The sequence below is a fragment of the Palaeococcus sp. (in: euryarchaeotes) genome (genome assembly GCF_053987695.1).
Genome location: NZ_JBMXHE010000033.1, coordinates 1 through 19016 on the forward strand (window position 1 = coordinate 1; position 19016 = coordinate 19016).

The 19016-nt window shown below is 43.8% G+C and carries 20 protein-coding genes; 10 read left to right on the forward strand and 10 right to left on the reverse strand.

Annotated elements, in window-relative coordinates; genetic code table 11:
* Window positions 1-201 precede the first annotated feature (201 nt).
* Window positions 202-678: an FKBP-type peptidyl-prolyl cis-trans isomerase gene (locus tag ACXJGZ_RS02580; protein WP_293255972.1), complete on the forward strand. Its 477-nt coding sequence runs from the start codon at window positions 202-204 to the stop codon at window positions 676-678.
* A 28-nt stretch (window positions 679-706) separates the two neighbouring features.
* On the opposite strand, the gene ACXJGZ_RS02585 is transcribed toward ACXJGZ_RS02580, so the two are convergent.
* From ACXJGZ_RS02585 to ACXJGZ_RS02605, 5 genes are read right to left on the reverse strand one after another with little or no spacing between them, the layout of a single operon-like run.
* A complete protein-coding gene (locus ACXJGZ_RS02585; protein WP_456326754.1) occupies window positions 707-1621 on the reverse strand; it encodes a type II secretion system F family protein in 915 nt (304 codons plus the stop codon).
* Window positions 1621-2685, reverse strand: coding sequence for a type II secretion system F family protein (locus tag ACXJGZ_RS02590; protein ID WP_456398238.1), 1065 nt, complete (start codon window positions 2683-2685; stop codon window positions 1621-1623). Before ACXJGZ_RS02590 ends, ACXJGZ_RS02585 begins: the two co-directional genes overlap by 1 nt.
* A 9-nt stretch (window positions 2686-2694) precedes the next feature.
* Window positions 2695-4503, reverse strand: a complete 1809-nt coding sequence (locus tag ACXJGZ_RS02595; RefSeq protein WP_456321876.1) for a TadA family conjugal transfer-associated ATPase — start codon at window positions 4501-4503, stop codon at window positions 2695-2697.
* Window positions 4445-5506: a hypothetical protein gene (locus ACXJGZ_RS02600; RefSeq protein ID WP_456398239.1), complete on the reverse strand. Its 1062-nt coding sequence runs from the start codon at window positions 5504-5506 to the stop codon at window positions 4445-4447. Before ACXJGZ_RS02600 ends, ACXJGZ_RS02595 begins: the two co-directional genes overlap by 59 nt.
* A gap of 10 nt (window positions 5507-5516) precedes the next feature.
* Window positions 5517-6941: a DUF515 domain-containing protein gene (locus ACXJGZ_RS02605; protein WP_456326707.1), complete on the reverse strand. Its 1425-nt coding sequence runs from the start codon at window positions 6939-6941 to the stop codon at window positions 5517-5519.
* Between the two features lie 91 nt (window positions 6942-7032).
* Between ACXJGZ_RS02605 and ACXJGZ_RS02610 the strand changes: the two genes are divergently transcribed.
* The 8 genes from ACXJGZ_RS02610 to ACXJGZ_RS02645 all read left to right on the forward strand — a co-directional run bounded on the left by ACXJGZ_RS02610 (window position 7033) and on the right by ACXJGZ_RS02645 (window position 13521).
* Complete coding sequence (locus tag ACXJGZ_RS02610; protein WP_293256455.1) at window positions 7033-7368, forward strand: TIGR04076 family protein; 336 nt, start codon at window positions 7033-7035, stop codon at window positions 7366-7368.
* The gene (locus ACXJGZ_RS02615; protein WP_456398240.1) at window positions 7322-8395 is read left to right on the forward strand and encodes a GTPase; all 1074 of its coding nucleotides are present in this window, start codon (window positions 7322-7324) and stop codon (window positions 8393-8395) included. Before ACXJGZ_RS02610 ends, ACXJGZ_RS02615 begins: the two co-directional genes overlap by 47 nt.
* Before the next feature lie 481 nt (window positions 8396-8876).
* Complete coding sequence (pstS, locus tag ACXJGZ_RS02620) at window positions 8877-10010, forward strand: phosphate ABC transporter substrate-binding protein PstS (protein ID WP_456398244.1); 1134 nt, start codon at window positions 8877-8879, stop codon at window positions 10008-10010.
* A complete protein-coding gene (locus ACXJGZ_RS02625; protein ID WP_456321882.1) occupies window positions 10007-10369 on the forward strand; it encodes an alkaline phosphatase in 363 nt (120 codons plus the stop codon). Before pstS ends, ACXJGZ_RS02625 begins: the two co-directional genes overlap by 4 nt.
* Window positions 10370-10417: 48 nt before the next feature.
* On the forward strand, window positions 10418-11341 hold the full coding sequence (gene pstC, locus ACXJGZ_RS02630) for a phosphate ABC transporter permease subunit PstC (RefSeq protein ID WP_456321883.1): 924 nt from the start codon (window positions 10418-10420) through the stop codon (window positions 11339-11341).
* A complete protein-coding gene (gene pstA / locus ACXJGZ_RS02635) occupies window positions 11328-12161 on the forward strand; it encodes a phosphate ABC transporter permease PstA (protein ID WP_456398241.1) in 834 nt (277 codons plus the stop codon). The genes pstC and pstA overlap by 14 nt, the downstream gene beginning before the upstream one ends.
* The gene (locus ACXJGZ_RS02640; protein ID WP_456398245.1) at window positions 12161-12922 is read left to right on the forward strand and encodes a phosphate ABC transporter ATP-binding protein; all 762 of its coding nucleotides are present in this window, start codon (window positions 12161-12163) and stop codon (window positions 12920-12922) included. Before pstA ends, ACXJGZ_RS02640 begins: the two co-directional genes overlap by 1 nt.
* On the forward strand, window positions 12919-13521 hold the full coding sequence (locus ACXJGZ_RS02645; RefSeq protein ID WP_456398242.1) for a phosphate signaling complex PhoU family protein: 603 nt from the start codon (window positions 12919-12921) through the stop codon (window positions 13519-13521). The genes ACXJGZ_RS02640 and ACXJGZ_RS02645 overlap by 4 nt, the downstream gene beginning before the upstream one ends.
* A gap of 168 nt (window positions 13522-13689) precedes the next feature.
* Here the strand turns inward: ACXJGZ_RS02645 and ACXJGZ_RS02650 are convergent, their stop codons facing one another.
* Window positions 13690-14841 (reverse strand): tryptophan--tRNA ligase, encoded by a 1152-nt coding sequence (locus ACXJGZ_RS02650; RefSeq protein ID WP_293256036.1) that lies wholly within the window; start codon window positions 14839-14841, stop codon window positions 13690-13692.
* A 175-nt stretch (window positions 14842-15016) separates the two neighbouring features.
* Here ACXJGZ_RS02650 and ACXJGZ_RS02655 point away from each other — a divergent pair, with 175 nt between their 5' ends.
* The gene (locus ACXJGZ_RS02655) at window positions 15017-15436 is read left to right on the forward strand and encodes a Tfx family DNA-binding protein (RefSeq protein WP_293256044.1); all 420 of its coding nucleotides are present in this window, start codon (window positions 15017-15019) and stop codon (window positions 15434-15436) included.
* Here the strand turns inward: ACXJGZ_RS02655 and ACXJGZ_RS02660 are convergent.
* The 4 genes from ACXJGZ_RS02660 to treT are packed head-to-tail and all read right to left on the reverse strand — an operon-like array spanning window position 15416 to window position 18844.
* On the reverse strand, window positions 15416-16090 hold the full coding sequence (locus tag ACXJGZ_RS02660) for a CidB/LrgB family autolysis modulator (protein ID WP_456326703.1): 675 nt from the start codon (window positions 16088-16090) through the stop codon (window positions 15416-15418). The two genes, ACXJGZ_RS02655 and ACXJGZ_RS02660, sit on opposite strands and share 21 nt — an antisense overlap.
* Window positions 16083-16427: a CidA/LrgA family protein gene (locus ACXJGZ_RS02665; protein ID WP_293256040.1), complete on the reverse strand. Its 345-nt coding sequence runs from the start codon at window positions 16425-16427 to the stop codon at window positions 16083-16085. The genes ACXJGZ_RS02660 and ACXJGZ_RS02665 overlap by 8 nt, the downstream gene beginning before the upstream one ends.
* A 41-nt stretch (window positions 16428-16468) precedes the next feature.
* Window positions 16469-17596 (reverse strand): ABC transporter ATP-binding protein, encoded by a 1128-nt coding sequence (locus ACXJGZ_RS02670; protein ID WP_456398243.1) that lies wholly within the window; start codon window positions 17594-17596, stop codon window positions 16469-16471.
* Between the two features lie 9 nt (window positions 17597-17605).
* A complete protein-coding gene (gene treT, locus ACXJGZ_RS02675; RefSeq protein WP_456398246.1) occupies window positions 17606-18844 on the reverse strand; it encodes a trehalose synthase in 1239 nt (412 codons plus the stop codon).
* Between the last annotated feature and the right edge of the window lie 172 nt (window positions 18845-19016).

Below are 19016 nucleotides of genomic sequence, written 5' to 3' on the forward strand. Positions count from 1 at the left end.
GAGTTTTGTGGAGTATATCTCATTCACTTTAAGATTTCCAAATTCCTCTTTAAGCATGTTCAAAAAATAGCCCATGTTATTCACCGTTTTAGTATATTCCTCCATCCCTTATATCCTTTTCCCAGAAGTGGGTAGTATTGACCAAAAGCGTTATAAGTGCTCCGGCCAACTAAACTTGAATACTACACGTTGGTGAAAAATATGAAAGTTGAGAAAGGAGATTTTGTAGTTTTTAACTACATTGGAAAGTTTGAAAATGGAGAGGTCTTTGATACGAGTTACGAGGATATTGCTAAGGAGGAGGGCATATTTCTGGAGGATAGGAAATACGGCCCACTTGGCGTTAATGTTGGTGTTGGGGAGCTGATTCAGGGCTTGGATGAAGCACTGATTGGGATGGAAGTTGGAGAGAAGAAGACGGTTACCATACCTCCTGAGCTCGGATATGGAATGCCCAGAGATGACTTGATAATTGATGTTCTCAAGGCAGAATTCGAGCAGGCGGGCTTAACCCCCGAAGTTGGGATGTATGTCATGACGGACAGCGGAATAGCCAAGATTTCCGGGGTTAAAGAAGAGAGCGTTTCCCTCGACTTTAATCACCCTCTGGCAGGAAAAACCCTCATTTTTGAGGTAGAAATTGTTGATGTTGAAAAAGCAAAAACGGAAGGGGAATAATCCTTCTACTTTATACTTTTGCTTTCTTTTACAATCCTATATTTACATGGCCTATAAGCTCGAAGAATGCAACACCCATTATAATCAATCCTATTCCGTATTTTATTCCCGCCGAGAATTTCCCTTCTCTTATAACCCCTATTCCAAGCCCCGAAATTAGGGCTTGTATTGCCACGAATCCGAGCAGCACAAGTTTTATAGAGTCTATTGGAAGAGTGAATGTCCCGGCACTCACCATTGATTCCATTATCTGTGGAACTATTCCGAGAATTATCGGGCCCACAACTCCACTAGCCACCATAAAGAACATCATCTGCATTCCAGTGGACGATTTCCTCTCCCTCTGGATCCTAAGAACCTCACGGACATCGTTTGCAACCGCCACGAGAACGTCTGCCATTGGAGCACCCCTCTCGAGGGCTTCAATAACTATCATCATTGAGCGGTACATAACGCTGGATTTCTTGTTACGAAATGCAAAAGCCTTCAACGCCTCCACGGTGGGTCTTCCCTTCTTAATCTCGGAAACCGTCTTCTTGAACTCGTCGGTGAGTGCACCAAAGTTTGCCGTTATGAGCTCTTCAAGCGCTTCGCTGAACGAGACACCTGCCTTTAGAGAGCTTGCCAGATAAAAGAAGGCGTCGGGGAGCATCCTCTCCATTTCATCTATCCTCTTAGCGGTTCTCCAGTAAGGATAGAAAATCCCTATAGCAAATGCTACCACCAGAAATGCTCCGGCTCCGTACAATGGTCTAAAGAGACCAGCTGCAATCCCTATCAACAGTGAAGCTAGGAGTGTTACGGTTAGATACTCTGCAGCAAGGAACCCAATTCCTGCTGAATATAAATAGCCATCGTACTTTTTTATCCATTTTTGGGGGATTATCTTCCTGACAACCTTTACAAATGAGGGGAGTAGGGGTACACTTCTCGCCATTCTCATCACCTTGGCTCCCTACGCTTTATCATTATGACCATTAAAATGGATATTGCAGGGAATCCAAAGAGCAGGAGCACCGCCATTCCTTGAACAGGTATTACCAAAGTTTTTGCCATTGCAGAAGCGGCTAGTATCGCGACTATGAACATCGTTGGCATAACAACGCTTAAGAACATGTAAATGAAGGCAAATCCATTTATCTTTTGGACATAATCGAGGAGCTTCATTCTGTACTCGAATGAGAAATCCTCTGCCAGCTTGTAAAGGATGTCGGCCAAGTTCCCACCGAACTTCATTGCTCTGAGTATCTGCTTTGTAACCCTGCTTATGCTCTCCGAACCCATCTTCCTCTCAAATCTCAAGAGGGCATCTTCGAAGGAAGCACCCGAGCGTATGTCCCTTATAATAAGCTCAAATTCCTCGGATATGGGGCCATAATCCGCGATTGAAACTGAGACCATAGCCTCTGTTATACCCACACCGGCGCTCAGGAGAGAACCCATATGCCTTAGCACATAGGGCAAGGCCCTCTCAACCTCTGCAACCCTGCCCCGATAGGTGAGTTTTGGATAGTTCCTCATGTAGAGGAATCCACCTATGAATCCGAGAAGACCTATCATTATCGAAAGATCAAGGGGCATCTCTATAAGTATTGCAAATATGAGGGAGAAAATCCCAAGGACAGCTGCGGTGATTATCATCTGTGTAACAAACATCTCCTTGGTCGTTTTAATGTTTGCCCTGTATAGGTCATAATCCAAACCCTTAATTGACTGGGTGAGGACTTCTATCGGGCCCTTGAAGTACTTCAAAAGTGTCTCCGCAAGCCTCTCCCCCAAGGGTCTCTGAACTTCTTTTTCCCTCCATTCAAGTATCTTTTCAACTTCCTTCTCCGTTTTGCTGACCTTCTCCTTCTCTATCTCCTTCTGCATCTGCTTTAGGAGTATCAGCCTCTCCTGAATCGTGGCCCTCTCAGGGATACGCCTAAGTACCTTGGTTTCGCTGACCTCCATAGTCCTCTCTCCGAGCTTTTCCAAAAAGTGAATGAACTTATCCCCAAGTCCCATTTAACCCACCTACATAAGTTTTTGGGCCCTCTGGGAAAGCTCCACGGTGCTCTCCCTTTCTATCCTTTTTAAGAAGCTTTCCGGATCCATGTAGAACTCGCGTATGTAGTGACCTACCTCTTCGATACTCCTTATACCTCTTTCTATCATCCAGTCAAGCACAAGCTTTCTCTTTTCCTTCTCAAGCTCAAGCTCCATGGGAGTCATCCCTGTATGCTGGGATAAAATGTTCATAAACCTGCTGGGAACTCCCGTCGAGACCAGCTCATCTTTGGCTGCATCGTACTTGTAGAGCTTGTTGAGCTGCACGCTCTCCCCCTCAATCCCGGATACCTCTGCAATCTCCGTTACTCTTCTTATGGTTCCTTTCTTTCTGCTGTGGAACCTAACGAGCATGAGAACTACATCCAGAGCGGGAATCATGATCCTTGGAACATTCATGGGCGGGCTTTCAAGTCTTACTATAGTCTCACGGGCGGAGTTAGCGTGGATTGTGCCCATACAACCATCATGTCCGGTGTTCATAGCCGTGAACATTGTCCTTGCCTCAGGTCCACGAACCTCACCCACGATGATTCTATCGGGACGCATACGTAGTGTGTTCTTGACCAAATCATCCATTGTAACTTCTCCCTTGCCCTCAATGTTTGGTGGTCTTGTCTCAAGCCTCACCCAGTGTTCTATTGGCAATTGAAGCTCTGCTGTATCTTCTATGCTTATAACACGCTCACTCGGTGGGATGAACATGGCTAAGGAGTTCAATAGGGTTGTTTTTCCGGAACCCGTACCTCCAGACACCAATACGTTAGCGGGCTTCACGCCCAATCCATCAACCATTATCCACAATAGTCCAGCTATATCCGTATTTAATGTCCCGTACTTTATGAGATCTATAATCGTAAGGGGATCCTTCTTGAATTTTCTAATTGTTATTGTCGGCCCCTCAAGGCTTATTGGGGGAATCGTTGCATTAACTCTCGATCCATCGGGCAAACGGGCATCCAAAAGAGGGCTCTGCTGGTCTATTCTTCTACCTATCTCCCTTGCAATGCGTTCTATTATATTGAGAATCTCCTTATCTTCTTCAAAAACGATATTTGTCTTGCACATGTAGAACCTTCTGTGCCATACATATACAGGCTTGTTTGTCCCTATTACCATTACTTCCTCTAAATTATCATCTCTAATTAGGGGGTCCAGCCTTCCGTATCCAATCATGTTTTGCACTATGAGCTCTGTGATTACCTCTATCCTACCCTCCGAGAAATTGGGGGCCATCTCCTTTACCATTGATCGTACCGCCTTCAGGAATACTCTCCTTCTCTCCTCGGGATTGGGTATGCTCTCTGGATCAATTTGGATTTCCACGATTGCCCTATCCCTAACCATCTTTAAGAGTTTCTGCTCTTCTTTGCTTAATTCTGGTATTCTAAGCTCATAAATAGGAACAGGCTCTCCCTTTGCTTTGATTATACGTATATTGCCGTAAGCATCGAGAACCTTAACCTCTCCCTCCACGGAGGGCATGAACATCTTTGAGGGAACACTTTCCGGTTTGCCCAGCAAATCTTGAAGGCTCATTCCTTTTCTATGCTCGGCTACTGTGGGAGCAGCACTTGGCTTTTCATACAATATTTCCTCTTTTTTTGGCTTTTCACTTTGGAGGATATCAAATAGGCTGGACGGTTTTGCGGGAATCTCCTCTCTCTTGGGGGCAGACTCTTCCCTCTTAATGAGCGTGTCTAAAGGGGCATTTTCATTACCTAATATCTCTTCTATCCAGGATAAACCTGATTTCTTTTTCTTTTTGTCCTCCAAAAAGACTCACCTTCCCTCTGTTATCCCATTTAACTCTATAACTTATCTCTATTTTATCTCCTCCAAGCCAGATAATCCACACCGGGAAGTCAAAGGAAGGTTTTTGCACCTTTTTCATGTCTGGGTTTTCCTTTTTGATGTCCTCGCCGGTTAGGAGTTTGTTTGTCAGGGAGTACATGTTGAATTTGCTGGTGGGAGTCTTAGTTTCAATCTCCTTTTTAGAGCTTTCCTTGTTGGTATAGCTTGGGAGGAAATCCTTCATGTATTCGCTGAACATCATGGTGTAGTCTGGTGTAAAGTCATATGTCTCCGCTCCCTCAAATATAACCGGCATTCCAACGGCAAAATATGTCATGAAAACATTTCCTTCATCATTGGGCACATTCTTCAGCACCAGGGTGACTTTCCCCTCATACCTCAAGACGTCTATAAAGCCATCTACGTGGATTATTTTATTCAATGTGTAGTATTTTTGAGGATAAACAATCATCTGCGGGACTACGCTCTCATAGAATATGCTCTCCTCAGGACTCTCTATGACACCCGACCACACTGGTGTTCCATTTATATACCCCGCGGAGCGGTTGCTGTAGGCGACATCTGCCAGATTCTTATAATCCTCACTCGTTAAATTGACAGGCCATGCCTCCACCGCTTTAACATTTATTTTAACAGTTTCATAGGGCTTCACCCAGAAACCGATGTAGTAATTAAGCATGTTCCTTTCAAGGTTTAAGTCGAGGTATATTATCCTCCCGCTGGAACCTGTTATCTCCATACTGTCCCCTCTATTCCTCATTATCGTATAATTGTAGGCGGGATTAACTAAAATGAACTTATCAAAGGGCCCTCTATTAATCAACGTGATATTTAAGTCCATCAAAACATAAGCCTGAATCCCGATGTTGTTGTATTTCCCATTAGGGTCTGGGATGGGATACACTCCCGCAGAAACAAATGATGAGAGGAGTAGGAGGACAAAAAAGAAAGAGAGTTTTTTCATGGACATCACCTCATCCGACCACATTAGCTATGTATAGCTCATTCTGGTACGTCAATATATCCGACACAAACTCGGAAGGCACTTCCACTATAACAAGCACAGGAGTGTTCGGATCCATCGTAAGCATCCTAGTGGCTTGTTCTAAGTCCATGACTTTCCATCCGTATTTTTCAAGGGTCTCCTTGATGTCATCAGGGTTGTTCAATTTATCCGCAGCCAGAGCCTTTAAAACCTCCGCGAGGTTAACATTATAGTTATATGATGCGCTTGAAGATTCCGAGGAAGTTTGACCACTTGAATACTGCTCGTTTTCGTTTGTTGTCTGAGAGATTACAGAAGCTCCTGGCTGGTAGGTTGTTTGCTCCGAAGAGGTGTATGTGGTGGTGGCTTGGTTGTTATACAAATTGGAATTGGATTGGCTTTCGCTAACGGATATTGATCCAGCCTGCGTGGGAAGTAACACCAGATCTATAAATCCTTCATCCGCAACTTTAATGTAAACCTTGCTCTTGTTTTGAGCAAAAATCTGTATTTTAGCCCCGGGTTCCATATATCCACCGACCACATTCTTCCTCGGCAGAACAAGTGCTATCTTGACCATTTGAGCCTTTTCAATAGAGTATTGGAGGAGTTCCCCATACTCCGTAATTCTGCTTATCTCATACTTCGCCTCGACTTTGGTATATATGTGCTTTTCAGCACCCTTCTTCAGTATAACCTTCTCGGAAGGCGCCGAATCAATGAGATAATAGTAGTATTTCTTCCAGAGGTCAATTATGTAGGGCGTTGGATTAATGGCACTTACCTCCTCCTTTGATTGAGCACTGTTTATACTGCCCTTCAGAGAATTCAAAGTGTTCACAACCTCGTTCTTCAAATCCTCCGGGAGCGGCTGGTTAAGAAGGGGCTCGAAATCCAGCTCAACTTCATTTAATTTGTCTGTTTTGGCTTTATTTAATTCTTCCATCCTCTTCTTCTCTTCTTCCGCCGCTTTAGCGGCTTCTATCTCCTTTAACCTATCCTGATATGCTTTCTTTACATCAATCTTTTCAACATCTTCCACACTCTGGGCGGCCCGTATTTTTTCAATAAGCTGCTTCTTTACGGGATCATTAGTCAGGTTGCCCTTAAAATAAGCATTTACCTCATTGATTTTAGCCTGTTTGGCTGCTTCCAATTCCCTAGCTGCCTTTCCCTGTAGGTACACATAGACTGCTGCGATGGATATTATCAGGATTATACTAATCACTGCAGCTCCGATTAGAATCCTCTTTCTTCTCTCCTTCTCCCTAAGACTGCCGATCTTAGAAGGCTTTTTTGGAGGTCTTGCGGGTATTCTCCCCGGTTTTGGTCCCGGGGAGGGAGCTTCAGGTTCAGCGGCAGCCTTCCCCAATTCCCTCAATCTTTTAATTTTTTCCTCAATATTCTCAGACACGTTAAGCACCCCGTGAGAGCTATACATAAATACCTGTACTTCCTAAGTTATTAATAACCTTCCAAACCTTATTTAACTTTCGGTGAAAAACATGGATAGGTTGGTAATTACGGTCGTCGAAATTAGGGGGAAATGCCCGGTTTTCAAAGAGGGGGATAGGATAGTTATAGAAGGTTCGGAGATTAACCTGAAAGAAACGGATGCAGTTTGCACACATGCCTTTGCCTCTTTCCTCCCATACATCGTTGCCCTCCGAAAAGGTATTAAACCGAGTGAATTAGGTCTTGGGAGAGGAGAAAAAGCCTATGTCCAATGCCTCGACCCCGGTTATCCCTATACGGATGGAGGTACCGTGATTTTTGAGATAATGGTGGTAAGAGATGAAGCAGAAGAAAGCATGGCGGGTAGTAAAAGAGGTAATAGATGAGGCGGATATTGTAATTGAGGTTGTTGATGCGAGGGATCCCTCAGGAACCAGGAACAAAAAAGTCGAGCGCTTGATCAGAGAAAGGGGGAAAAAACTCCTTATCGTGCTCAACAAAGCGGATCTCGTCCCTAAGTCATGGGCCGAAGAGTACAGGGAGAGGAATAGAGGGATCCCCATGGTATTTATAAGTGCTAGGGAGCATAAGGGGACGGGAATACTCAGGAGAGAAATTAAAAAGCTCGCAAACCAGCTTCAAAAAGGCGAAGGAGAGAAGGTAAAAATAGCTCTGATAGGATACCCTAATGTAGGGAAAAGCACGATAATAAATGTTCTCAAGGGAAAAAAATCTGTGAAAACCGCCCCAGTGCCTGGTTATACAAAGGGAAAGCAGCTCATAAAGCTCTCCAAAAGACTCTGGCTTATAGATTTGCCTGGAATTCTTCCAATAGAAGATTTCGATGAGCTCGTCATCAAAGGAGGTTTTCCAGCAGATAAGATAGACAACCCAATATCCCCGGCATTGAAGCTCATTAAAAGGATCTGGAAGACAAGAAAGGAAGCTCTGATTGATAGGTATGGTATAGAGGAATTTGAAGATGAGGAGGAAATCCTTGAAGCTATAGGAAAAAGAAAGGGCATAATAAGGAAGGGTGGGGAAGTAGATTTGGAGGAAACGGCGAGATATTTCCTGAGAGAATGGCAGACGGGAAAGCTCACACTCTTTGGAATGAACTCCACAAAAAAGGACGAAGTTCTCCATGATTATGAGGATGTGCTCGATGCAGTTGAGCGGGAGCTTCTCCTTGACCCCAGAAGGATAATATGGAGGTTTAAAGATGAACTGGAGCCGGGGAGAGTTAAAAAGGTCGGGATAAGGGAGGTTGATGAATTCATCGTGGGCATAGCAACGGGATTTAAAAAATGTCCGAGCGCGGTAAAGTTTTTGGAAGAGCTAACCGGCAAAAAAGTTATATCAACGGAGTGCTTCGGAGGAAAATGGAAGGGTGTGGTGGCTATTTTAGGGTGATTTCATGAGGCTCCTTCTAACAACAGCACTAGGAATTGAAGATATTGCCAAAAGAGAAGTTAAAAGGCTCTTAAATGGCAAGGTTGAGGAGAAGCCATTGGGTGCCTTCGGGAGGCTTTAAATATTGACAGCATCAATGCTCTGGATAATTTTACCTTATGGATTTATTAGGCGTAAGCTCGAAGTGTTACATGAATTTCTTTGCTGAACTTTCGAAAGTTTTAGAAAGGAGAGTGTGTCCCTAACAACGTAAAAGAAAGCTACAGAAAGGGCGTTTGAAGAGAAGGGCTTTGAAATTCTATATCACTGGCGGATTAATGGTTCGTTCTATGTTATAGATTAACGCTCTTTTTCATCCTTTAGATAGTTATGCAGTTTTTATATAGTTATACGTAGTCAGCTATATATGTAATTGCAAAACTATATTTTATTGCGGCAATCTTTATATATATGGCATGCTAACTCCTCTTCGGTGAAGATCATGAAAAAGATCTACACGGCATTAACAGTGTTTGTATTAACTCTTGGGCTTGTAGCCAGTGGATGCATAAGTCAAGAACAAGGAGAAAAAACACTGACTAACACCAAACAAGTCCCCCAGCAACAGATAATTATACGCACCACTGGTGCGACCTTTCCAATGTACCAAATTCAGAAATGGATTGAAATCTACCAAAAGCTCAATCCAAACGTTAAAATTGAATACGAAGGCGGTGGAAGTGGGCATGGTCAAGAAGCTTTTCTCAAGGGGCTTGCGGATATAGGAAGAACAGATCCGCCGGTTAAAGAGGCAAGTTGGAAGAAGTTCCTTGCGACAGGGGATCAGCCCCTTCAGTTCCCAGAGGTTGTTGGAGCTGTCGTCGTTGTTTTCAACGTGCCTGGAGTTAACGAGCTGAAGCTCACCAAGGATGTTTTGGCGAAGATATTTCTCGGTGAAATTGAGTACTGGGACGATAAAGCGATAAAGGGGGTCAATCCAAGTGCAAAATTGCCTCATAAGAAGATAATCGTTATTCACAGAAGTGATTCAAGCGGAACAACAGCAATATTCACAACATATCTCACTCAGATAAGCAAGGAATGGTCTGAGAAAGTTGGTGCTGGAAAAGTTGTTGACTGGCCAGTGGATAAGATGGGAAGAGGTGTAGCTGGAAAAGGAAACCCCGGAGTTGTTGCAATTCTGAAACAGACAAAGTACAGCATAGCATACACCGAGTTATCTTATGCGATAAATGAAAATCTCCCAGTTGCGGCATTGGAAAATAAAGCTGGGGAATTCGTTAAGCCAACAGAAGAAACAATAAAGACAGCTGTAGCAAATGTTAAATCATATATTCCAAATTCGACTCAAGGTTATAAGGAAGACCTTAAGCAGTTGTTAGATGCCCCTGGAAAGGATTCATATCCAATTGTTGCATTTACCCACTTATTAGTCTGGCAGAACAAGGAAGGCAAGCACTACAGCCCAGAAAAAGTCAAGGCTATTAAAGAGTTTCTCAGATGGATTTTAACTGAGGGTCAGAAATCGGAGAATCTGGCTCCAGGATATGTTGGGTTGCCAAAGGAGGTCGCTGAAATAGGTTTCAAGGCTGTTGAGATGATACAGGAGGGATGAGAATAATGGATGTTAGAAAGCTTCTTTCATCCCTCCTTTTATTATTGGTCATCTTCTCTATGGGTAACTTTGTTAATGCGAGTCCAAAGTCGCAAGGTGTTAAGAATATAGTCATATTGATTGGGGATGATATGGACTTTGGACAGGTTGAACTTACAAGACTGGTTCACGATCATCTGAACATGGAGGAATTTCCAGTAACAGGGTTTGAGGGGACCTACTCACTGAGCGGAGAAGTTACCGACTCGGCCGCCGCAGAGATGGCAATAACAGCAGTTGGTAATAAAAACTATACCGACTGCATGCTTGCATGGTATCTCACGTTCGTCGAGCCAGCGGGAGGAAATCAGAGTCTTTAATTGAAAGCAGAATAATCTCGGTGGGAGGAGTTGAATAGGGGGTACAAAATGAAAAGAAGGCAGATAAATTTGAGACACATCCTTATGCCTTTTGTTGTTTTTGTCTTTGCTCTTTTTGTGTTGATGCTTGCCGTTTATGTTTACAATTCAATGCCAATATTCCACAGAGAAGGGCTCGACGTATATCTCAAAAACATGTGGAAAGCTGCTGAAGAGCCGAGTAAAGAACATTACGGTGTATTGGTGGCGATATGGGGAAGCATATATACCTCAGTGATAGCAATATTGATAACCCTGCCACTTTCCTTGGCTTATTCGGTTTTTGTCATTGATTATGCCCCAAAGAGGGTTAAAGAGTGGTTGATAATCCTTTCGGATGTTATGGCGGGTTTACCAACAATAATCTATGGGATATGGGGAGTTTTTGTCCTTGTCCCCCTTTTAAAAAAGATTGTTATGCAACCTTTACACAATTACCTGTCTTTTCTGCCCATGTGTTCCTATCCTCCGATAACGGGATTCAGCTACCTCTCCGCAGGTGTTCTGCTCGGAATAATGGTAGCCCCTTTCGCTTCGGCTATAATAAGAGAAGCCTATCAGATGATTCCATTCACTTACCGTGAAGCAATTTACAGCCTTGGTGCAACCCGACTTGAGGCAACAAAAATTTTACTTGGTTATATAAAGCCAGCTATTTACTCAGGCATAATCCTAGCATTTGGGAGGGCAATTGGAGAAACCACAGCAGTCAGCCTAGTTATAGGGAACACCTTCAACTTGAGTTTAGCCCTGTTTGCTCCCGGGTATACAATCTCATCCTTGATAGCAAACCAGTTTGGAAATGCCTTCATATACGAGTACATGACCTCAGCTCTGTTTGCCGCTGGTTTAGTTCTGTTTGCAATAGGTCTGGTTGTCAATTTGGCGGGGATTTACCTCTTGAGGAGGTGGGAGGCAAATGTCAGGCTATAACGTCAGAAAGCTCAAAGAAAAGCTGTTCCTATTCCTTATTAGTGCTTTAACCGTGCTAATGTTCTCTCCTCTCTTTCACATAATTTACAGCGTGTTTAAGAATGGTATCCATGTAATTTTGAGTAGGAGGATAACATTCATAACCGGAACGCTCTCCGGTGGTGGGATAGGACCAGCTATTATTGGAACGTTTATTTTAGTTTTTCTAGCCTCTCTAATTGGTCTCCCAGTTGCTTTCCTCGTGGGGATTTATGCCTACGAGTATCCAGAGAGTACGCTCGGAAAGGCAACTAAGTCCCTGCTCCAGATAATGCTTGAATTTCCGACGATACTTGTGGGAGTCTTCATCATGCAGATGTTGGTTGTTCCAATGGGCACGTACTCAGCTCTTGCTGGAGCACTGTCACTGGCGATAATAATGATGCCCTATGTTGCAGTTTACACGCATGAAGCAATGAGACAAATTCCGTTCGAGTATAGGGATGCAGCTTTTTCCCTTGGACTCACAAGGGTAAAGGCAGTTTTTAGGGTTTTAGTGCCAATGGCGAAGAGAGGAATTTTAACTGGTGTCCTTATAGGAATTGCTAAGGTAGCTGGCGAAACAGCTCCCCTTCTTTTTACAGTTGGCGGCTCATACCAGACTTATCGGATTGGGCATACAAAACCTGTAGGGGCGATCCCTCTACTCATATATACTCTAATTCAGAGCCCCGCAAAGGAGTACCACGAAATGGCATGGGGAGCATCGCTGATTCTACTTTTAATATTCCTTGGGATATTCATCCCGGTAAGGCTCAGTCTTAGGGAGGTGAAGGTATGATCGAGCTTGCCCTTGAAACTAGGGATCTAAAGGTTTACTATGGTAACAACATGGTTATTAAAGGTGTGAACCTGAAAGTCCCAAAAAATGTGGTCTTTGCTCTGATGGGGCCAAGCGGCTGTGGAAAATCGACCATGCTCAGGGCATTCAACAGGCTTCTTGAGCTCAACAGCGAAGCTAGAGTGGAGGGAGAGGTTAGAATCCTTGGAAGGAACATTTACGCTCCAAATGTTGATCCAATTGAAGTCAGAAGAGAAGTTGGCATGGTTTTTCAGTATCCCAACCCTTTTCCCCATCTAACGATTTACGATAATGTTGCCATAGGATTGAAGCTCAATGGGCTTGTGAGGTCAAAAGGAGAGCTAGATAAAAGGATTGAATGGGCGCTGAAGAAGGCAGCATTATGGGATGAGGTGAAGGATAGGCTTGATGATTATCCCTCGAACCTAAGCGGTGGGCAGAGGCAACGCTTAGTTATCGCAAGGGCACTTGCAATGAAGCCAAAGATTCTGTTGATGGATGAGCCGACGGCAAACATAGACCCCGTTGGAACAAAGAAAATAGAGGAGCTATTGTTTGAGCTTAAGAAGAAATACACGATAATTTTGGTTACCCATTCTCCAGCACAGGCTGCCCGTGTGAGTGATTATGTTGCTTTCCTTTACCTTGGTGAGCTTATAGAATTAGGGCCTACAAGAAAGGTGTTTGAAAATCCTGAACATGAGCTTACCGAACAGTATGTTACGGGGGTGTTGGGATGAGAAAGTTTCTGGATTTGGGATTAAAGCAGATTGAGAAGATACTCCAAGAGATGGGAAGCACGGTTTTGGAGTGTATTAACTCCCTCGAAAATATCTTCGAGGGTGGGAGTGATAGCATAGAGGACAACTCAAGCAAGCTTCATATCCTCAGGGATGAGCTTGTTGAGATAGCAACCGAACTGCTCGTAAGGTATCAGCCAATGGCGTCTGATCTCAGGTACATCCAAGCATCGATAGATGTCAGCTACGACCTGTATAGGGTCTCAAGATATGCTATGGAGATAGAGAGGGCACTGAAAATAACCGGTGTCAGCTGTGAGTTTAGGAAGTCAAAACAGGCATTCGGGATTGTCAGGGAAATGATTGAGCTTGCACTCAGAGCGTTTCTCGAAAGAGATGAGGTATCTACCGGAAGGCTTTTAGAATTGGACAAAAAGGTGGATGAGCTTTACATAACCAGCATAGAGGAGCTCAAGGAGAATTTGGATATTTGTAAGGCCGTTGAGGCTTTGATACTCAGGCACCTTGAGAGGATGAGTGACCATGCTAAGTACATAGGGCGGGCAGCTGTTTATGTGAAAGAGGGTAGGAGAACTTAGATTCCAACTCTTTTTGTTTGATGACCCTATTCTGATCATATTAAGGCGGAAGGAGGTTTTAAGAAAATAACGGGTTCTTTTAGTACCTAATGACCGAGCTCTCTCGCGTGCTCTGCATAGTTATCATCAGACATATCTTGCTCTTAAAAGTTAAAAAGGATTGGAGGGTCACCTCCTTAACGCCTCAGGAATGCTCTTGTCCCACTGTTCCTGTGCAAGCTCTCCAGTATATTTGAACTTCTCAATCTCATCTTTGGCTTTCTCTCTTCTCCTCTGGTGTTCCATCAAAAAGGTCTGAACTTTTTCTATAAGGTAGCGCTTGCACTGACCGCACAAAATCTCACCGTTCTTGCATGCATGGTATCTCTCGAGGAGCTTTTTATCATCGGGTTCAAAGAATATCTCAAGCCACTTGAAAACGACACATTTTTCTGGCTCTCCTCCCTTCTCCCTCTGCTCCTTTGCGGTGGCCCTGCCACCCGTTAGGGCGTACTTCCATATCTTCTTGCCAGCTTCCTCGGGATCATCCGTTAGATAGACTGCGGTTTCGGGCTTTGAAGCGCTCATCTTCCCTCCAAGCCCCAGCAAACCGGGGACGAATTTTGAATGAATGGCTGCCGCCTTATAATAGCCGAGACTCTCTGCGAAATCTCTTTGAATCCTCCAGTAGGGGTCTTGGTCAATTGCCGCTGGAATTAAAGAGCGCCTCTTCTCAAAGAACGTCGGTGCCGCCTGTATTGCAGGATAAAATATCATCCCAATTTTGCTCTGGTCTGTAAAGCCAAAAACGGCTTTGGCCATTGAATAATTGACCTTCTTTGCTATCGGAAGTGCCATTTCATATATCTTAGTGAATTCGCTGTTCTGGAATATGAACGTCCTATCAGGATCAAAGCCCACGGCGATTATATCGAGTATGTTATCATAAGCCCATCTTTTTGTATCTTCAAGGGTGAGCTTGGGCTTGAAAAGGAACTTTTCATCATCTGTTATTTGAACATAGAGATTTACTCCAAAGTTCTCCTGAAGCCACTTCGTAGCAAAGAATGGTATTATATGTCCTATATGCATGGGGCCGGAAGGTCCTCTCCCAGTATAGAGGAAAAACCCTCCTCCCTCTTCGTAGTCCTTCAAAACGAGGTCGTAGTCCCTGTGCGAGAAGAAGAACCTCCTCTTAAAATAAAGAGGAAGTTCGCTTTTTGTGAGCTCCTTTGTCTTCTCTAAAAGCTCTTCTCCCAGCGGAGTTGTTCCAAACTCCTCTATCAGTTTAGCATAGTCCACTAACCCTTCAACGTCCCATGGTGTAACTTTAAAATCCATCCAAAACACCCCCGAATATTAAAACTAATACGAAGAGAACAGCATTGGATTCACCAAAGCCAAAAGCAATCACCGAACATGGATTAGCATAGTACTACTCAAATTTAAAGTTTTCTATGGAAAAAGTTTTTAATCCTGAGTGCGATGTTAAATTAAAATGTTAACGGTGTTTACCATGAAGAGCTTTTTGACCGAGCAGCAGATTAGGATTTTGAGGCTCCGAGCAAGGGGATTGAAGCAGAGTGAAATCGCGGAAATTTTGGGAACAAGCAGGGCCAACGTTAGCATTCTCGAACACAGAGCCCTCGAAAAAATTGAAAAAGCCAGAAATACGCTTTTAATCTGGGAACAGATAAATTCGAAAATAAGTCTGGATATTAAAGAGGGGGAAGATATATTTGAAGTTCCCAAAAAGCTTTTTGAAAAGGCTGATAATGCCAGGGTTAAGGTTCCCTATAGCACCGCCGAAATAATAGCCTTCCTCGTCGAGCATGCGCCCATAAAGGACAGGGTAGCAAGAAGGAACTTCACGTTGTTCCTGGATGAAAAGGAAAGACTGCGGGTAAGCGAGCACTCATTTGAGGAATCTGATTAGATAGGGGAGCACGAGGGAAGTAAAAATTCCATTGAGTGCCATTCCAAGGCCGCTTACAGCTCCGCTCAGCTCATCGTTTAATATTATCCTCGCGGTTCCCAGACCGTGAGAGGAGATCCCCATTGCCAGCCCTCTTGCGACTCTGTCCCTGATTCTTGCCATATCCAAAATCTCAACTCCAATGGCATTCCCAAGGATACCGGTCAAAATAACGAGGACCGCTGTTAAAGCAGGAATTCCTCCTATTTTCTCGCTCACGCCTATAGCTATGGCGGTTGTGACACTCTTGGGTGCTATGCTGAGCAGAACCGCTTCATCTCCTCCCAGGGCTTTTGCAATGTAAAAGGCGCTTAAGATTGCCGTGAGACCACCCAGAGCAACTCCAATGCTTATCTCCTTCGCATACTTCTTTATAATCATTCGCTGCTTGTAGAGGGGAATAGCCAGACTGACAACTGCGGGGCCCAGGAGAAAGCTCAAAATCCGGGCGCTTTCCATGTAGAGGGAATACTCAATTTTGAAGCCCTTTAATATTAGGGCTATTGTAACTATTGAGAGAAGGACGGGGTTTAGATAGAAAGCCTTCTTTTTCTCGTAGATTTTGGAAAAGACATAGAAAACAGTCAGGGTTAGAAATATGCCAAGACTATTCATTCTCCCGCCTCCCCAAAAATTCAACAAGTTTGGCCGTTAAGAGGAGCGTGAAGAGGAAGCTGAATAGCAGGGCTCCAAAAATTGGTATCGCTTGGTCTTTGATGAGCTCCCAGTAGAGGATTATTCCGACGCCTGGAGGGATGAACATGATGCTCATGTTTTTTACGAAGAGTTCCGCCTCTTTTTCAACATCTTCAAGCCTTACAATACCTAAAAGGAGCGCAAAGGTTAGGAGGATCAGCCCTATAACATTTCCCGGGATCGGGAGATTAAAGAGCCGTTCCACACCTTCCCCGATGAAGAGAAAGGTGAATATTATTGCGAGCCCTCGATACATGCAAGGAACTTCGAAGAAAAGGTATAAAAAGTTAAGCTTTTTCAAAATATTGCTTTCTCGGTTTTTTTGTTGAAGATGTGCACTTTCTTCATGTCAAAAACGACATCGACTTCTTGTCCTTCTTTGACTTTGGATTCTGAGTGGAAGCTTCCGAGGAATGTTATGTTCCCGGCACGGAGGTGGACTATTTTTTCGTTTCCGAGGTTTTCCACGATTTCAACTTTTGCTTTAACCATGTTTTCTCCCGGGATTTTGATTTGGGCGAACATGGCGTCATAAATATCTTCGGGTCTGATGCCAAAGAGGGCTTCCTTTCCGATTAGATTGTTCTCCTTCAGTACTTCTGCTTGGTCTTCCATGAATTTGAGTTTGAACTCACCAAAATCGGCCCACACTCCAGTATCATCTTCTGTTATGCTTGTGTTAATGAAGTTCATTGGTGGAGAACCGATAAAACCGCCGACAAACACGTTAGAGGGCTTATTATAAACCTCGTCAGGCGAACCAACCTGTTGTAATTCTCCAAAGTTGATGATGGCTATTCTGTCGCCCATGGTCATGGCTTCAACCTGATCATGAGTAACGTAAATTGTGGTTACCCCTAATTGTCTTTGGAGTTTTTTGAGTTCGGCGCGCATTTTAACTCTTAGTTTTGCGTCTAAATTCGACAAGGGTTCATCCATGAGGAATACTTGGGGTTTTCTGACGATTGCTCTGCCTAAAGCCACGCGTTGCCTTTGACCGCCTGATAATTCTCGTGGTTTTCTTTTGAGGAGTTCTGTCAAATCCAGTAATTCGGCGACTTCTTTAACTCTTTCTTCGATTTCTTGTTTTGGTGTTTTTCTGAGTTTTAGGGGGAAGGCGATATTATCATAAACAGTCATGTGTGGGTATAATGCATAACTCTGGAAGACCATGGCAATGTCCCTGTCTTTCGGCGGGATGAAAACACCTTTCTCTAAATCCGCTACTAGTTTATCACCAATGAAAATTTGGCCTTCACTTGGTTCTTCCAAACCCGCAATCATTCTTAGTGTCGTGGTTTTACCACAACCTGAAGGTCCGAGTAGGATCATGAATTCTTTATCCTTAACTTCCAAATTCATGTTCTTAACAGCAGCAACCTCACCAAACCTCTTCCAAACACCCACAAGCCTAACACCCACCATAAAAACACCTCACAGGGAATTCATTAGTTTAAGGTATCTCTCCAGATGTTTCGTTATCAGGAAGTTTTCTTTTACCCTTTCCATTGCATTTCTTCCCATTTCTTCCGCCTTTTCCGGATTTCTTAGAAGGTAGGTTACTCTTTCAGCGGCTTCTTCAACGTCTCTTACCAAAAATCCACTTTCACCGTCAATTATCTGGAGTTTTATGCCTCCCACTTTTCTTCCAATCACAGGCACTCCCTTCCACATGGCTTCGCTCACGGTCAGCCCAAAGCCTTCTCTCGTCGACATCTGAAGCACGACATCGCTTGCCCTCTGAAATGCGTTTACTTCCTTTGCATGAACTCCTATCAGGTTTGTCAGCACGTGAACGTCATAATCCTCCCCTATTTTCCTCAAGGTCTTTTCAAAGTAAATCCATCCCTCCGGATCATCATGAGCCATTGCACCGACCAGCAGAAGCTGCACATCAGGTATCTTTGCCTTTACCATGCGATATACTTCGATTGTGTCAAAAATGCCCTTCCATGGATCAAATCGTGATACCTGGGTTATTATGGGTCTATCCGGATCAACATCAAATTTTTCGAGTATCTTTAGTATTTCGCTTTCTGAGAGTTCTCTATTCTTCTCGCTCAGGGGATCGATTGAGGGGGGCATTATAACAACTCTATCATGATCCAAGTCTCCTTGGATATATTCTTCCATGTGGAAGATATATCTGTCGTACTTCTCGACAAATGCTCTCAGGAAATTCCAGAATTCTTTGTTGGGATCGCTTAAGTCTATGTGGCATCTCCAGATCCAAGGCTGGGTCTTTTCATAATGATTAATTAAAGCTGCTGGCTGCGGGTCATGGATCAATACATAGTCAAACTGGCTTAGATCAAACTTCCTGGCGTTTTCCTCGTTTGTCTTGAGGTATAAGTCCTTCATTTCCTCCGTCAGCTTGAGATCCTTGTTTCCTTGGAGGGCATTGTGGAAGGACTTAGTAACATTAAAGAACTCATCTTCCCCTTCAATGACAAACCACCTTGCATCTATTCCAACGTCCCTCATAAGGGGAATGAGATTGTGGAGAATTTCCGCCACACCTCCCCCAAAAGAGGTGGAGTTTACATGGATAAAGCTCTTGCCTTTCAGATTCTCTGCCTTTTCTTTAATAGTCTCCAAGGCTTCTTCCCCTATTATTTTTCCGTAGTCTTCAAGCTTTTTACCTTCCCCACCAAACTTCGTTACCTCATACATTTTCATTCCTCCCATTATTTCTCGGTTGACCAGCCTATCATACCACTTATGTAGTACTTCTGGAAGAGGGCATAGACAAGCAGAGGAACTATCATGACCATGATAGAAGCTGCAGTTAGTATGCCCCAATCAACAAAATATTGCCCCCTAAGCAAAGGAAGTCTTTGGGTAG